Annotated in this window: 15 protein-coding genes; 10 read left to right on the top strand and 5 right to left on the bottom strand. The window is 43.6% G+C overall.

The window, feature by feature from the left end; all coding sequences use genetic code 11:
• The first annotated feature begins 13 nt into the window (after positions 1-13).
• From VME0621_RS09030 to VME0621_RS09015, 4 genes are all read left to right on the top strand, one after another.
• Positions 14-691 (top strand): DedA family protein, encoded by a 678-nt coding sequence (locus VME0621_RS09030; protein WP_006069914.1) that lies wholly within the window; start codon positions 14-16, stop codon positions 689-691.
• An 83-nt stretch (positions 692-774) separates the two neighbouring features.
• Complete coding sequence (gene rodA, locus VME0621_RS09025; protein WP_082795493.1) at positions 775-1,860, top strand: rod shape-determining protein RodA; 1,086 nt, start codon at positions 775-777, stop codon at positions 1,858-1,860.
• A 97-nt stretch (positions 1,861-1,957) separates the two neighbouring features.
• Positions 1,958-2,887, top strand: coding sequence for a CDF family Co(II)/Ni(II) efflux transporter DmeF (dmeF, locus tag VME0621_RS09020; protein WP_062458017.1), 930 nt, complete (start codon positions 1,958-1,960; stop codon positions 2,885-2,887).
• The gene (locus tag VME0621_RS09015; protein WP_006069917.1) at positions 2,887-3,303 is read left to right on the top strand and encodes a MarR family winged helix-turn-helix transcriptional regulator; all 417 of its coding nucleotides are present in this window, start codon (positions 2,887-2,889) and stop codon (positions 3,301-3,303) included. Before dmeF ends, VME0621_RS09015 begins: the two co-directional genes overlap by 1 nt.
• 1 nt (position 3,304) lies before the next feature.
• Here VME0621_RS09015 and VME0621_RS09010 read toward each other — a convergent pair whose 3' ends face one another.
• On the bottom strand, positions 3,305-3,676 hold the full coding sequence (locus tag VME0621_RS09010) for a hypothetical protein (protein ID WP_062458014.1): 372 nt from the start codon (positions 3,674-3,676) through the stop codon (positions 3,305-3,307).
• Between the two features lie 596 nt (positions 3,677-4,272).
• Here VME0621_RS09010 and VME0621_RS09005 point away from each other — a divergent pair.
• Positions 4,273-6,621 carry a S8 family serine peptidase gene (locus tag VME0621_RS09005; protein WP_062458011.1) on the top strand — a complete coding sequence of 783 codons (2,349 nt, stop codon included), beginning with the start codon at positions 4,273-4,275 and terminating at the stop codon, positions 6,619-6,621.
• A 9-nt stretch (positions 6,622-6,630) separates the two neighbouring features.
• Positions 6,631-6,981 carry a hypothetical protein gene (locus VME0621_RS09000; protein ID WP_062458008.1) on the top strand — a complete coding sequence of 117 codons (351 nt, stop codon included), beginning with the start codon at positions 6,631-6,633 and terminating at the stop codon, positions 6,979-6,981.
• A 128-nt stretch (positions 6,982-7,109) separates the two neighbouring features.
• Here VME0621_RS09000 and VME0621_RS08995 read toward each other — a convergent pair whose 3' ends face one another.
• The gene (locus VME0621_RS08995) at positions 7,110-7,652 is read right to left on the bottom strand and encodes a nuclear transport factor 2 family protein (protein ID WP_062458005.1); all 543 of its coding nucleotides are present in this window, start codon (positions 7,650-7,652) and stop codon (positions 7,110-7,112) included.
• A 149-nt stretch (positions 7,653-7,801) separates the two neighbouring features.
• Here VME0621_RS08995 and VME0621_RS08990 point away from each other — a divergent pair, with 149 nt between their 5' ends.
• Positions 7,802-8,188, top strand: a complete 387-nt coding sequence (locus VME0621_RS08990) for a winged helix-turn-helix transcriptional regulator (RefSeq protein ID WP_006069922.1) — start codon at positions 7,802-7,804, stop codon at positions 8,186-8,188.
• Between the two features lie 157 nt (positions 8,189-8,345).
• Here the strand turns inward: VME0621_RS08990 and VME0621_RS08985 are convergent, their stop codons facing one another.
• Both VME0621_RS08985 and VME0621_RS08980 read right to left on the bottom strand, forming a co-directional pair.
• The gene (locus tag VME0621_RS08985) at positions 8,346-8,741 is read right to left on the bottom strand and encodes a PaaI family thioesterase (protein WP_062458002.1); all 396 of its coding nucleotides are present in this window, start codon (positions 8,739-8,741) and stop codon (positions 8,346-8,348) included.
• A 122-nt stretch (positions 8,742-8,863) separates the two neighbouring features.
• The gene (locus VME0621_RS08980) at positions 8,864-9,472 is read right to left on the bottom strand and encodes a LysE family translocator (RefSeq protein WP_006069924.1); all 609 of its coding nucleotides are present in this window, start codon (positions 9,470-9,472) and stop codon (positions 8,864-8,866) included.
• A gap of 166 nt (positions 9,473-9,638) precedes the next feature.
• Between VME0621_RS08980 and VME0621_RS08975 the strand changes: the two genes are divergently transcribed.
• Entirely contained in the window at positions 9,639-10,997 is a 1,359-nt protein-coding gene (locus VME0621_RS08975) for an aminotransferase-like domain-containing protein (RefSeq protein ID WP_062457999.1), read from the top strand.
• 141 nt (positions 10,998-11,138) lie between these two features.
• Here the strand turns inward: VME0621_RS08975 and VME0621_RS08970 are convergent, their stop codons facing one another.
• Positions 11,139-11,630, bottom strand: coding sequence for a VOC family protein (locus tag VME0621_RS08970; protein ID WP_006069926.1), 492 nt, complete (start codon positions 11,628-11,630; stop codon positions 11,139-11,141).
• Between the two features lie 376 nt (positions 11,631-12,006).
• Between VME0621_RS08970 and VME0621_RS08965 the strand changes: the two genes are divergently transcribed.
• Both VME0621_RS08965 and VME0621_RS08960 read left to right on the top strand, forming a co-directional pair.
• Positions 12,007-12,300 carry a hypothetical protein gene (locus VME0621_RS08965; protein ID WP_062457996.1) on the top strand — a complete coding sequence of 98 codons (294 nt, stop codon included), beginning with the start codon at positions 12,007-12,009 and terminating at the stop codon, positions 12,298-12,300.
• A gap of 157 nt (positions 12,301-12,457) precedes the next feature.
• Complete coding sequence (locus VME0621_RS08960; RefSeq protein WP_062457993.1) at positions 12,458-12,637, top strand: DUF1289 domain-containing protein; 180 nt, start codon at positions 12,458-12,460, stop codon at positions 12,635-12,637.
• The last annotated feature ends 186 nt before the right edge of the window (positions 12,638-12,823 follow it).

Genomic DNA, 12,823 nt, shown 5'->3' with positions numbered 1-12,823 from the left:
TTTTGGAGTCGTTATGTTTGAAGCTACTCAGGATGTCTTGATTGCTATTTGGAATCAGGACTTTAATGCGCTGCTTGCACCAGAGAGCGCCATTTTAATTTATGTGTTGGTGACATTTTTTATCGGGTTAGAAAGTAGCTTTCTTCCAGCTGCCCCCTTACCTTGCGACAGTGTCGTCGTTTTAGTTGGGACGTTGTCGGCAGTCGGTGTTCTCAGTCCATTTATCGCGTTTCCACTACTCATCGTTGCTGCGGCTGGTGGTAGTTGGCTCGCCTATCTACAAGGTAAGTGGCTTAACAAGCTTCCTATTGTTCGTGGTTGGTTAGCGAAAGTTCCTGAGAGCAATATGCGTTTGGTGGACAATTTACTTTGTCGCCATGGGCTTGTCGCTTTGTTCTGTGCTCGCTTTGTGCCGGGTGTGCGTTCTTTAGTCCCAATGGTTATGGGGATTCGTGTTCATGATGCTCCTCGCTTTCACTATTTCTCATGGCTTAGTGCCACGCTGTGGATTGGCTTGTTGGCGGGTGTAGGATTTCTCTTACCTTCGTTGCCTGAGCCCATTAGCAGAGTGACCACTATGGTCTTAATGGCTGCTCCCTTTGTAACGCTGTTTGCGGCGATTTTTACCTTTATGACATGGCGACTGCGTAAAGCTATTCGCGGATTTAGGCAAACCGCTAAAAAACACTAATTGAGAGCGGTTTCTTCGTTGTTCCTTTCACCATTTTATCAATCCAAGTGGCGATATTGTGCGTCACTTTACCGAGCTATATTTTGAAAAAGTACCTTATTCCACAAATAGACCTGTCTATTGTGTTAGCGATTCTGTCTTTGATGTTACTCAGTACCTTAACGATATGGAGCGCCAGTGGCTATAACGAAGCCGTTATCACCAACCACCTGATTCGATGTGTTATTTCACTGTCTTGTCTTGCGATTATGTCGTCGATTCCTGCCAAACATTACCGCCGTTTCTCACCATATCTGTATTTCTTGACGGTAACACTTCTGGTAGCAGTCGTATTTGCCGGTGATAGTACTAACGGTTCCCAACGTTGGTTGAGCATTGCTGGGTTCCGTTTTCAACCTTCTGAACTGGTGAAATTAGCCATTCCTATGATGGTGGCATGGTTTATCCAGCAAGATGGCGAGAGACCAACAGGGATGAAGATTGTGTATGCCATGATACTGACCGCCATCCCCGCAGGGCTTATCTTTGTTCAGCCAGACTTGGATGGGGCGATATTTGGTGTGATTTACATGCTATTCGTACTCTATTTCGCGGGAATGAGCTGGAAGATCATCGGCGGTTTTATTGGTTTGGTCGCGACAATGATCCCCATACTTTGGTGGTTTGTTATCGAGAGCTATCAAAAGAAGCGCATCCTACAGTTTCTTAACCCCGAAAGTGATCCATTGGGCTCTGGGTATCAGATTATTCAGTCACATATTGCGATTGGCTCAGGTGGTATCACGGGTAAGGGTTGGACCAATGCAACGCAAAGCTCGCTGGGTTTTATTCCTGAAAGTCATACCGACTTCATCTTTTCCGCCTACGCAGAAGAGTGGGGGTTCATTGGTAGTGTACTGCTGCTATCGCTCTATTTATTCATCACGCTGCGTACGCTCTGGCTTTCCTGTCATTGCCACCATGCATATAGCCGCCTGGTGACAGGCTCGTTGGCATTAAGCTTCTTTCTATATGCTTTTATTAACACGGGCATGGTGAGCGGGATATTACCGGTGATGGGTAGCCCCTTGCCTTTCTTTAGCTATGGTGGGACCGCCATGATCACTCAAGGCATCTGTTTTGGAATCATTATGTCGCTATGTCGTGCATCCTCACGATTTGAATCCTGACGATAACAAGGAAGCTGTTATTGCTGCAATCGAAGATTGACATTGTTTGATGATCAAACTAAATTTAAATCAAATAATTTGATAATCAAACAATATAATGAAAATAGCTAATGACACACTGACTCATCATCACCATTTTTCTAGCCACAATCATCAAGGTGAAAAGCGTACGTTTTACGTGCTGCTTCTTACGCTGACCACGATGGTAGTCGAAATTGTCGCGGGCACGGTCTATGGCTCTATGGCGCTTTTGGCAGACGGTTGGCATATGGGCACACATGCAGCAGCGTTCTGCATTACCTTGTTTGCCTACCGATATGCGAAAAAACATCAGAGTAATGATAGGTTTTCGTTTGGTACGGGAAAGGTCAGTGTGCTTGGTGGCTACACCAGTGCTATTGCACTTGGGATTGTTGCGTTATTAATGTTGGTTGAGTCGGTCCATCGCTTGCTTAATCCGCAGTCGATTCAGTTTAATGAAGCGATTATCGTCGCTTGTATTGGCTTGGCAGTGAACGTCATCAGTATGCTGCTGCTAGGTGACCATCACCACCATGGCCATGATGATGCTCATCATCACGAGCACTCACACCATCATGGACATACACATCACCATGATCATAATTTGCGAGCAGCCTACTTACACGTGCTAGCAGATGCGCTGACTTCCGTGATGGCAATTGTGGCCTTGGTACTAGGGAAGTTCTATGGTTGGAATTGGCTCGATGCGGTGATGGGCATGGTCGGTGCATTAGTGATCAGTAAGTGGACATTGAACTTACTCAAGCAAACAAGCCCGATTCTGCTTGATGAAAATATCGATGATAAATATCGAAAGGCAATCCAAGATGAGCTTGCGCCAGTAGCCCTTGTTACGGATTTACATATTTGGAAGGTGAGTGGACATCATCATGCAGCGGCAATTACGCTTATAGACCAAGCGGGTATTTCATTGGATGAGTATAAGCAAAAGCTAAGCAAGTTTGATAAGATTGACCATCTCACTTTAGAAGTACATTCAACATAATGCGAAACTTAGAATCGTTAAATCAGTTGCTTACCGAGTTTTACGACAAGATGTCTTCATGGGAACAGTCAGTGGTCAAAGAGACAGGCTATTCCCTTGCACAAGTCCACACCATTGAAGTGCTCGGTATTCATGGTGCTATGAGAATGAAAGAGCTTGCCGACAAGCTCGGCATTACTACGGGCACATTAACGGTTCAAGTAGATAAACTTGTTGCTGCCAACCTGATGGAACGCTTGCCACACCCTAATGATCGTCGTGCCATCGTGGTGGCGCTAACACAGCAAGGGCAAGAGATTCATCGTCATCATAACCAGTTGCATTTAGATTTAGTTAAAGATTTAACGAGGCATATCGAGCCGGAGCAAGAAGCCTTGTTGATTTCATGTCTCACAAAGATGAATAGCGAGTTCTAGGCTAGTCGGAAGCCAGGCTGTCGACGAAGAATTGATAGTCTAGATACGCGCGACGTACTCGCTCTGGTATTGGCTTTTCATAAATCCGAGCATCATCAATTTTCGCCATTGACCAACCTTGAAAAATGACGAGCTCATAACCACTCAATTCTTTCTCATTTGTCTGTGACAACAGCTGATAGCGGATATTCTGGACGTGATACCAAGGCGAACTATTGCCTCGAAAGTGATTAAGAATAGGGTACTGAATTAGAAATATTTCACAGCACATCAACTGAGCCAGCATACAATCGACGCTTGATCTCTGCTCTTCAGGGTAGAATAACAACACCTTTTTGAGCTCTCTATTACATTCCTGAATGATACTTGGCAATTCCTCCTCCCTAATCTCATTGATAATGATAGGTTGCCACTCGTCGTGTCGAGTTAAGTTACAAAGGATTATTTCAGCTTAGCAGTGCACTCAAACAAAACAAAAGTATTGGTCATAATTAGCCTCTTATTGGTTTGCAATAAACTTATCTGTCACCTAAATAGCTGTAGTGAAATTTAATTAATTCAAATGTTATTAGTGAGTTTGATAGATAACGAGTGCATATTCCAATCGTAATTTAATTTAGATAAGTTAATTGTTATTCTTTCACTTTGTTATTTAAGAGAATTTTTTCGATTTTTACTATTAACTCTTAATTATCGCTTCAATTTTAATCTTGGAAATTACAATAAATTAGCTTTAATTCAATGATTTAAATTTCAAATTTGTCAATTTAATTTTTAGAGTATATGCTCTTATTGAGTGTTCACTCTTCGGGTTTATTTAGTGATTTGAAGTGCAAAAAACAATCAATAGTAAACCTTATTATTTGCAAGTTAGTGACAACGCCTTATAGCTAAATAGTTCATAAATGGTCACCAAGGTGATGGTTCGTGAATAAAAATAATTAAAATGGCTAGATAAGGAAAGATTACATGCACAACACAAAAGGGGTTTTTACCCTGTCATCACTAACCTTGGTTCTACTTGGTACCTCTATAGCGAATGCTTCTCAGATAGCGCCATTCAACGAGGATGATTTTCCAGCTAAGTACATTATTAAGTTCAAAGAAGAGGTTTCTAGAGAGGCCTTCTCTGCGGACGGTACAGAGCCAAGTTTGAATCAGTTGCCAGAGAATGTTCTCCAAGCTGCCCAAGCGCGTGCGGTGGAGAAGATCAGCGCTGAGCCGATTTACAGCATAGAGGTCAACGATGCTGAGCTTTCAAAGTTAAGAAGTCATGAACAAGTAGAGTATGTGGAAGTTGACCCTCCCCGTTTTCTACTAAGCGAAACAACGCCGTGGGGATACAACGCCGTTAATGCGCAGTTGCTGGGTGATAGTAATGCTGGTAATCGAACCGTTTGCATTATTGATTCGGGCTACGACGTTAGCCATAACGACCTGAGTGGAAATCGCGTTCGTGGTACCAATGACAGTGGAACGGGTTCTTGGAGTGAACCGGGATATAACAATGCTCATGGTACGCATGTTGCGGGAACCATTGCTGCCATTGCAAATGGTGAAGGTGTGAAAGGAGTCATGCCAAATCAGCAGGTGAATCTACATATTGTTAAGGTTTTCAACGAGTCGGGGTGGGGTTATTCGTCAAGCTTGGTGAAAGCAATACAAACCTGTGCAGAGAATGGTGCCGATGTTGTGAACATGAGTTTAGGTGGTAGCCAAGCCAGCCGCACTGAGCAAAATGCTTTGCAGTCATTGTCCGACCAAGGCGTATTGCTCATCGCCGCTGCAGGTAACGATGGGAATACCGCGCATAGCTATCCAGCGTCATACGAGGCGGTAATGTCTGTGGCAGCTGTTGATAACAACGACGATCATGCAGCGTTTTCTCAGGCTACTGACCAAGTAGAGATCGCTGCTCCGGGTGTAGCAGTACTGTCTACGGTAACCGTTGGAGAAGGGGTGTTGAGTGACATTGTATTCAATGGCGTCAGTCAGTTTAAGCGTGGCGTGGTATCGCACAACCGCAAGTCAAAAACCTCTGGCCGTTATTTATCGGACCCGATCTCAGGATCCTTTAGCGGAGAGTTAGCACAATGTGATGTGTCGTCTGGCGACTATCGCTGTGGCGATCTTACCGACAAAGTGTGTTTAACTGAGCGTATCGAGAATCAACGCTCTGGCGTTCGCCCTGAGATAAATGCTGTCAAAGCCTGTTATAACGCAGGTGCTAGGGCTGCTATTGTCTACAGCAACAGTGAATTACCAGGTTTGCAGAACCCGTTTGTATTGGATGACAACGACCAATATCGCTTGATTTCAGTAACGGTCAATAGGGAACTCGGGCTAGAGCTTGCCGCTCAACAAGGCCAAATCGTCACCGTTTCCACATCAAAAGGGCAAGACTACGAGTATTACAATGGAACTTCCATGGCCACGCCACATGTTGCTGGTGTAGCAGGACTAGTGTGGAGCTATCATCCAAATTGCACCGCGTCACAAGTTCGCCGAGCATTAACCGCAAGTGCAAAAGATATCGATGTTGCTGGCAGAGATAACAGAACCGGTTATGGCTTAGTTGATGCTGATGCGGCAAAGCGCTATCTCGATCAAGGTTGTAATGGTCCGGATGGTGGGCAGGGAGAAACGGTATTAGTTAATAGTATTGCAAAAGGGCCGCTCCAAGGTAGTGCTCAATCAAGTCGTCTGTTCACATTTGATGTACCCGCTGATGCAACCGAGCTTAGCTTCTCATTAGTGGGCGGTAGTGGTGATGCTGATCTTTATGTAAGTTTTGAGCAAGAGCCGACGAATCGTCGTTATGATTGTCGTTCATGGGAATCTGGAAATAATGAACGCTGCACGATAAATGACGTCTCAGCAGGCACATATCATGTATTGGTTAAGGGCTACTCGGCGTATTCTGGTGTGATGCTCACCGCCTTTCATAATGGTGCAGAGAGCGGCACTCAACCACCATCCACTTACACTAACAACAGCGCGGTCGAGATCCCTGATAACAATACTAGCGGAGCAATCAGCCAAATAGAGGTCTTACGCTCTGGTGATTCTGGAAGCGTTGAGGTCACCGTGGACATTACCCACAGTTATATCGGAGATCTTAAACTGACATTGATCTCACCGACCAATAGTGAAAAAGTACTGCATGAAAATAGTGGGGGTTCTGCTAGTGACATCAAAACCAGCTATTCTTTAGACTTTTCTGGTGTTGAGTCTAAAGGGAACTGGACGCTTAAAGCGGTAGATAGCGCTCGCCAAGATACCGGAACAATCAATAGTTGGACACTGTCATTTCAGTAAGGAGTGGATATGAAGAACTACATACCTTCTCGCTTTCAATGGCTAACTTGGTTAATCGGATTTGCCCTTGTATTTAGCATGACAGCAAGCTACGCGGATAACCCGGCCTTTCCACCAATAGATGAGATACCAGGGGACATCACAGAGCAGCCAACCCGATTTTACGTTAAGTACACTCAGGGAGCGGAGCAACAGGTGAGGGAGTTATTAATGTCTCATCAATTAGAAGTAGTCGAGGTATTGGACAATCAGAGGGTGTTTGTTGTCTCTGGTGAGCAGGAAAAGGCTGATTCCTTAGCTGATAACGCATTGGTTGAGTACGTCGAGCCTGAGCCAACGAGGAAACTGTACTCTCAGTAATCCAATGCTTCATTTCAAGATACTGAGTAGGCGTTAACGAGAATGCCTCGGTCTGATAATCAGGCCAAGGCATCTATTCAACGCCATCTAAAGAGGTGGCGTTGATAACAAGACTAGCGAAAAGAGGCCTAAAACACGCCATTTTCATTTTCGATATCGCCACCACTGATAAGTGAATATACTCGCATTGAGAAGTCGAGCGCTTGAATCGAATCCCAATGCTCTACAATCCGACCATCTTCAATACGCCAAGTATCGATAATATTCATCCCTTTTTGATCGTTTCCTCTGTCTTCACTGTTGAGTGTGGCGTGAGAGTGAAAAATCACATAGTCACCGTCAGCATAGATATGTTTTACATCATAGCTGTACTCTGGGTAGTCCTCGACAAACTCCTTGAGAAATCCAACTAGCCCGGTGACTTTATCGGGGAGGTTTCGGTTGTGCTGAACGTAAGAACTATCATTGTAGTGCTCCATCACATAGTCAAAGTCATGGTTGTTCATTAGGTGCTGAACAAAATCAGTAATTAGTGCGGCATTTTTCGCTTCTTGTTCTGTCCAGTTCGCTTTTGTTAAGTTTTTAAAATCAATAGTTAAAGCGTCTGCTGATTGTGCGCAGACGTGGCTAGTCACGATAATAAGGATGAATGTAGTTAGTGCTTTAAACATAGTTAACTCCCTTTCACAGTTTTCCATTAGTTACTTTTAGTAACTATAGTAATTTATAGTAACTAGCAGTACAATAAGGCACCAAAAGATGCGTTAGTTACCTTTTGGTAACTGTTGGCGGGTTTGGTACAGAGAAAAGGTAAGAAGTTATGGTCAAAGCAACAAAGACGGAAAGGCGTGTGTTTTATAACACTCAGGACTGTCCCGTTAGAAACGTGGTAGCTCAAATCGGTGACAAATGGTCGTTGCTTATTTTATTTGCACTAGTGGATGGGCCTGACCGATTTAACGATTTAAAGTCTAGAATTGAAGGAATCTCTCAACGTATGTTGACGCAAACTCTTCGTGACTTGGAAAGAGAAGGTTATGTAAATAGGACCGTTTACCCAGAAGTACCTGTTCGCGTGGAATATGCGTTGACTGACTTAGGTAAACAACTAGTTAAGCCATTATATGAACTTGTTCAATGGGCCGAGAATCATAAACCTAATATTGAGCAAGCTCGCGCTGAGTATGATAGTAAAACAAAAGGCTAGAAAATGATGTGCATGTCATAGCGTCTAAAGAGTCTTAAAAGTTCAACCATATGCGTTTTATTCTACATATCTAACTCTCTATTCTCATTGGACTACATGCTCCTGAAGCCCGTCTCTTGCGGCGAGGGAGACTGATGATCATCCGCAATGAAGGTATTTACATAAACTTCGCTTCAGCCCTTGAATAACACTCACCATCCACATAAATACCACTATTTAATATATACAAACCTCGTTTACTTTTTAAGCAATGAGCTTGTACTTCAATTAACGTGTTAAGAGGTATCGGCTTGATAAAGCGAACATCAAGCTGGGCTGTCATGGCACAAACGTCGCGAGAGAAAAGGCAGTGGGTCATGGCGGCATCATGTAGAGCGCTGATTGCCCCACCTTGCATGACATCTTGGTAGCCTTGCACATTCTCCATGGGTACGATTTTAGCTCTTACTCCACCATCTAACGTAGCAATGAACTCAAGAGTTGTATGTGGGTTGAAAAAAGGCTGGCAGCAAATGGCGCACTGCTGGTGGTTGATAGGATGATGAATAGACATAACGTACCTTCAGGTTAATGGACTCCTTAAGCTTTGCCAGAGATACTATAAATATAAATGGCATATGCCAATAATTAGTTGTGAGAAATTAGTGTTCATATAACAAGGGTGACAGGTGTTTTTCAGATAGAGTGCTCCAACACTGGCAACAATGATATAAACGTTATAGCGGCTAGGCTGATATTAAACATGCGCTGTTTTAAGGTGGTATTGAGATAAACTCGGATTTTTTGACCAACCCAAACCCAAGTGATATTGGCAAACAGTCCAAACGTCGTAAATACTAGGGTAATCAGTGCCACAGAGAGCCAATAGCTGGAGGGTAGGCTATAGCTTGTTACCAAAGCGAGTGATGCCATCCAGGCTTTCATATTACCCAGTTGAAATAACGTAGCCTGAGTCATATTGATTGGTTTGCTCTTGGTGGATTTTCCGGAGAAAGGGTTGGTACATAAAAGCTTTATCATCAACCAAAACATATAAGCCAGACCAAGGTATTTTATTGCTAGATACCAACTAGGGTGAGTTGTAAGAGCGACACCTACGCCACATGCACAGAGCAGGATCAGCCCGGCTACACCAATACGAATACCAATCAGATGTCGCCATGATTTCCGGATACCAAATTGTGCCCCTGAATTGGCGAGCAATAAATTGTTCGGTCCCGGGGTGATGGCGGTAACAAATGCGAATAAACTCATGGCCGGCATTAAGTCCCATAATGTCGTCATTTCCTTTCTTCTCCTCTCAAACAAGTACAGACAGCCCAAGAGTAAAGGTGCCCAGAGAGATTGACCTACAGTTAATGCGTCATGGTGACAATTCTTTGGTTTCATTTTCGTCAGGCCTTATTTATCCTGATTACAAGAAACAATTGTACCCCTTTGGAGAGAGACAATGTTAGTCCCAGATATATCGGGTCGTTCCGGACCTAAGTTTATGGCACTGGCTGATGCGATTGCTGAGGTGATAGAAAGTGGTGAGCTGGCGCCGGATACTAAATTGTTACCCCAGCGTATTTTGTCTTATCGATTGGGTGTGACAGTTGGAACGGTGACAAGAGCTTATCATGAGCTTGAGCGAAGGGGACTAACGGAGCCCAAAGTAGGAAGCGGGACCTATGTTCGGAACAGAGAAACTGAACTGAATCACTTTTATCATCCGGTATTAGAAGAAAAAGGTATTGATTTGGCACGCTGCCGACCTTTTTTGTTGTCGCAGCCGAAACTTCTTGCTGACGCATTGAAGGAGTTATCTCACGAAGAAATCGCGCAAGCAGCGGTACTGGATTATTACTCCGCTGATGGCATTCATGGTCATAGCGAGACCCTTCGACAATGGCTGATGACCAAATTCAATATCGATATTGATGCCCGACGTGTGGTGTGGACACATGGAGGGCAGCATGGAATATCGTTGATTATTCAAGCACTAAGCCGTCCCCAAGATACCATTCTTGCCGAAGGGTTGTGTTATCCGGAATTCATTCACGCATGTCAACAAGCCGAACGAAAGCTAGTGCCAGTAAAAGTTGATGAGCATGGATTAGATCCAGAAGATTTGGCTTTGCACTGTAAGAGACATCGTCCCAAACTACTTTATCTAACTCCGGGAGTTCAAAACCCGACCGGAGCCCAGCTATCGGACAGCCGAAGACTGAAAATCATTGAAATATGCCGTCGCTACAACGTGCTAATTATTGAGGACGATGTGCTCTACTGCCCGCCGTCTCATCGAAAGAGTCCGTTAGTTGCTATCGCTCCGGATATTACCTTATACGTGGGTAGCTTTTCTAAGTACTTTGCGGGTGGGTTGCGACTAGGCTTTATCATTCTACCATTGTCTTTCAAGGACTTAATGCAACGTGCGCTACGAGCCAGTTGTATGTATGTTAGCCCGCTAATCATTGATCTGGTGTGTCGCTGGCTAACCAGCGGTGCGATGCAAGCTGTGGATGAAGAGATCGCGATGGAGCTCAATGCACGTCATCGAGTCTGGAAGACGGTATTTCCCAAAATCCAGATTGGTGTGCCTGGCTACAATGTTTGGCTACCTTTGCCTGACCCGCTAACCGGGTATCATTTTAACCAATCGTTGCTGAAATATGGGGTCAGAGTGAGAGAAGCAGAAATGTTTGCTGTGGGTCGTTATGAAGTTCCGGCAGCGGTGAGGATATCTCTGGCAGGTCCATCAAGTCGTCCACAATTGCAATCAGCTTTAGAGATTGTAAGAGAGCAAATCGCACGGCTTACTTAAGCTTCATTGTTTGTGTTGTTTGCGTCAGCAAGAGCCTCACTAACTCACTTTTTTCGAGATTCATTGAGGCAACAAAACAAAAATGCCCACGAGACAAATATCTAGTGGGCATTAGAATTATTTCATTAGCAAATGAGAGAGTTACTCGTAATCAGAAGCGTAAGTGTCTTCGTAAGAGTGAGAGTAGAACTCAAATAAGTTACCAAACGGGTCTTCTAGGTAAACCATTTGAGCTTGCTTAGAATCATCTTCTGGGTGGTAACGGTGGATATCCATGCGCACTTTACCACCAAACTCTTCTACACGTTTGATTGCTGATTCAAACTGCTCTTTTGGCAATTGTAGACAGAAGTGGAAGATACCTAGGCGAGAAAAATCAACGTTATGACGCTCTTCACGGTCAACCATTTCGAACAGCTCTACACCGATACCGTCATTAGTTACTAGGTGAGCAATGTTGAAGCCTTTGAAGCCTTCACCAAATACTGCAATACACATACGACCGATTGCACTTTCGCGCTCTTCGATTACTTTAGTGTTGTTCATTACAACGCGAAGGCCCAGCGCTTTAGTGTAGAACTCTACCGCTTTGTCCATATCGCCAACCATGATACCAACGTGATTCATTTTCATAACTTTCTCCAAAAACTGATTTGATTATTCGTTTCGTGTTTCGTTTCGATGTGGAGAAGTATAAGTATGACTGATGGTTTTTAAAAATTATCAATAATTATAAAAATGATAACATAACGTTATTAATGGCTTTCATAGGGCGTGTGCTGGCAAACATAGGCGTTTCGTTGTTATCCAACAGCCTTCGAGAGCAGACAGATTGCTAGCAAGTGTCGAAACAGGCTTTTCTCTATTTCTGAAAGGCCGATGTCCTTTATGAGTTTGATGTGGGTATACTCCAACCTCAACCCCTGTTGGTTGACCTGCTTTCCAAACATTGGGAGCGCTAAGTACGTGGTCATATTTATTTATCCATTACAAATAGGAAATTCTCTCCATGCGTAAATCAGATAAGAAAGTTGAAAATTTAATTAGAGACGTACTGACCGAAGTATGTGAAGGGACGCTAAAAAACTACGATGGTTTTCTTTGGGTGACTCATACTGTTAAATTCAATTCTTTTCCACAGAGCTTAAAAATCGTCTGCGTATTCGAAACGACTCAAGATAGAGCAAACTTTTTAATGGGAGAAGGTCAGCAGCATGTCTCAACGACTGTTCAAAAGGAGTTTAGTAAGGTCGGGGTGCAACTAAAGAACGTAAGTAAGCAAATTAGTTACGATATACGGTAAAGTACAGCTGTTGAACGGGTAAATGTGCGTTAGGGTGGCTGTCAAAAAGCGGCAAGTATTTGATGAATTCAACTGCCAATTAGCCTTGAATCTAATATGAGAAGAAAGCTGATAATGCTTTGATCTTGAGTTGTTTTTAGTCGATAGAGATAAATGTATGAAGAAACAAAAGAGTCCCTGTATCGATCTCTGTGACTTTTCAAAGTCCAAAGGATGGTGTTTGGGTTGCGGTAGAACTCGGGAAGAATGCAAAAAATGGAAAACCATGAAGCCTTACGCTAAAAAAATACTTGAGAAGGAACTCAGAAAAAGGCTATCAAAAATGAATACCGAGTAAACATAACTAGAAATGCCACTGACACACTCTTTCCCCTTTCGGTGTCAATAGCCGAAAATCCCCAAACTCAAATCCAAATCCAAATGCGGTCATTCCTGCGAAAGCAGGAATCTACTGACAGCGGGTATAAAAAGCATTATGACCTCTATGACTACATCCTAATGACGCGCTTGGTTTATGCCATGT

Source organism: Vibrio mediterranei (genome assembly GCF_900088415.1).
Lineage (GTDB): Bacteria > Pseudomonadota > Gammaproteobacteria > Enterobacterales > Vibrionaceae > Vibrio > Vibrio mediterranei.
Note: the sequence above shows the minus strand (reverse complement) of the source record. Positions and strands in the feature narration are given on the sequence as shown.

Bases quoted from the DNA above. Each gene is read 5' to 3' on its own strand.
- VME0621_RS09005 (WP_062458011.1), top strand. From the start codon at position 4,273: ATGCACAACACAAAAGGGGTTTTTACCCTGTCATCACTAACCTTGGTT.
- VME0621_RS09015 (WP_006069917.1), top strand. From the start codon at position 2,887: ATGCGAAACTTAGAATCGTTAAATCAGTTGCTTACCGAGTTTTACGAC.
- VME0621_RS09000 (WP_062458008.1), top strand. From the start codon at position 6,631: ATGAAGAACTACATACCTTCTCGCTTTCAATGGCTAACTTGGTTAATC.
- VME0621_RS08960 (WP_062457993.1), top strand. From the start codon at position 12,458: ATGAAGAAACAAAAGAGTCCCTGTATCGATCTCTGTGACTTTTCAAAG.
- VME0621_RS08985 (WP_062458002.1), bottom strand. From the start codon at position 8,741: ATGTCTATTCATCATCCTATCAACCACCAGCAGTGCGCCATTTGCTGC.
- VME0621_RS09030 (WP_006069914.1), top strand. From the start codon at position 14: ATGTTTGAAGCTACTCAGGATGTCTTGATTGCTATTTGGAATCAGGAC.
- VME0621_RS08980 (WP_006069924.1), bottom strand. From the start codon at position 9,472: ATGACGACATTATGGGACTTAATGCCGGCCATGAGTTTATTCGCATTT.
- dmeF (WP_062458017.1), top strand. From the start codon at position 1,958: ATGAAAATAGCTAATGACACACTGACTCATCATCACCATTTTTCTAGC.
- VME0621_RS08995 (WP_062458005.1), bottom strand. From the start codon at position 7,652: ATGTTTAAAGCACTAACTACATTCATCCTTATTATCGTGACTAGCCAC.
- VME0621_RS08975 (WP_062457999.1), top strand. From the start codon at position 9,639: ATGTTAGTCCCAGATATATCGGGTCGTTCCGGACCTAAGTTTATGGCA.
- VME0621_RS08965 (WP_062457996.1), top strand. From the start codon at position 12,007: ATGCGTAAATCAGATAAGAAAGTTGAAAATTTAATTAGAGACGTACTG.
- VME0621_RS08970 (WP_006069926.1), bottom strand. From the start codon at position 11,630: ATGAAAATGAATCACGTTGGTATCATGGTTGGCGATATGGACAAAGCG.
- VME0621_RS08990 (WP_006069922.1), top strand. From the start codon at position 7,802: ATGGTCAAAGCAACAAAGACGGAAAGGCGTGTGTTTTATAACACTCAG.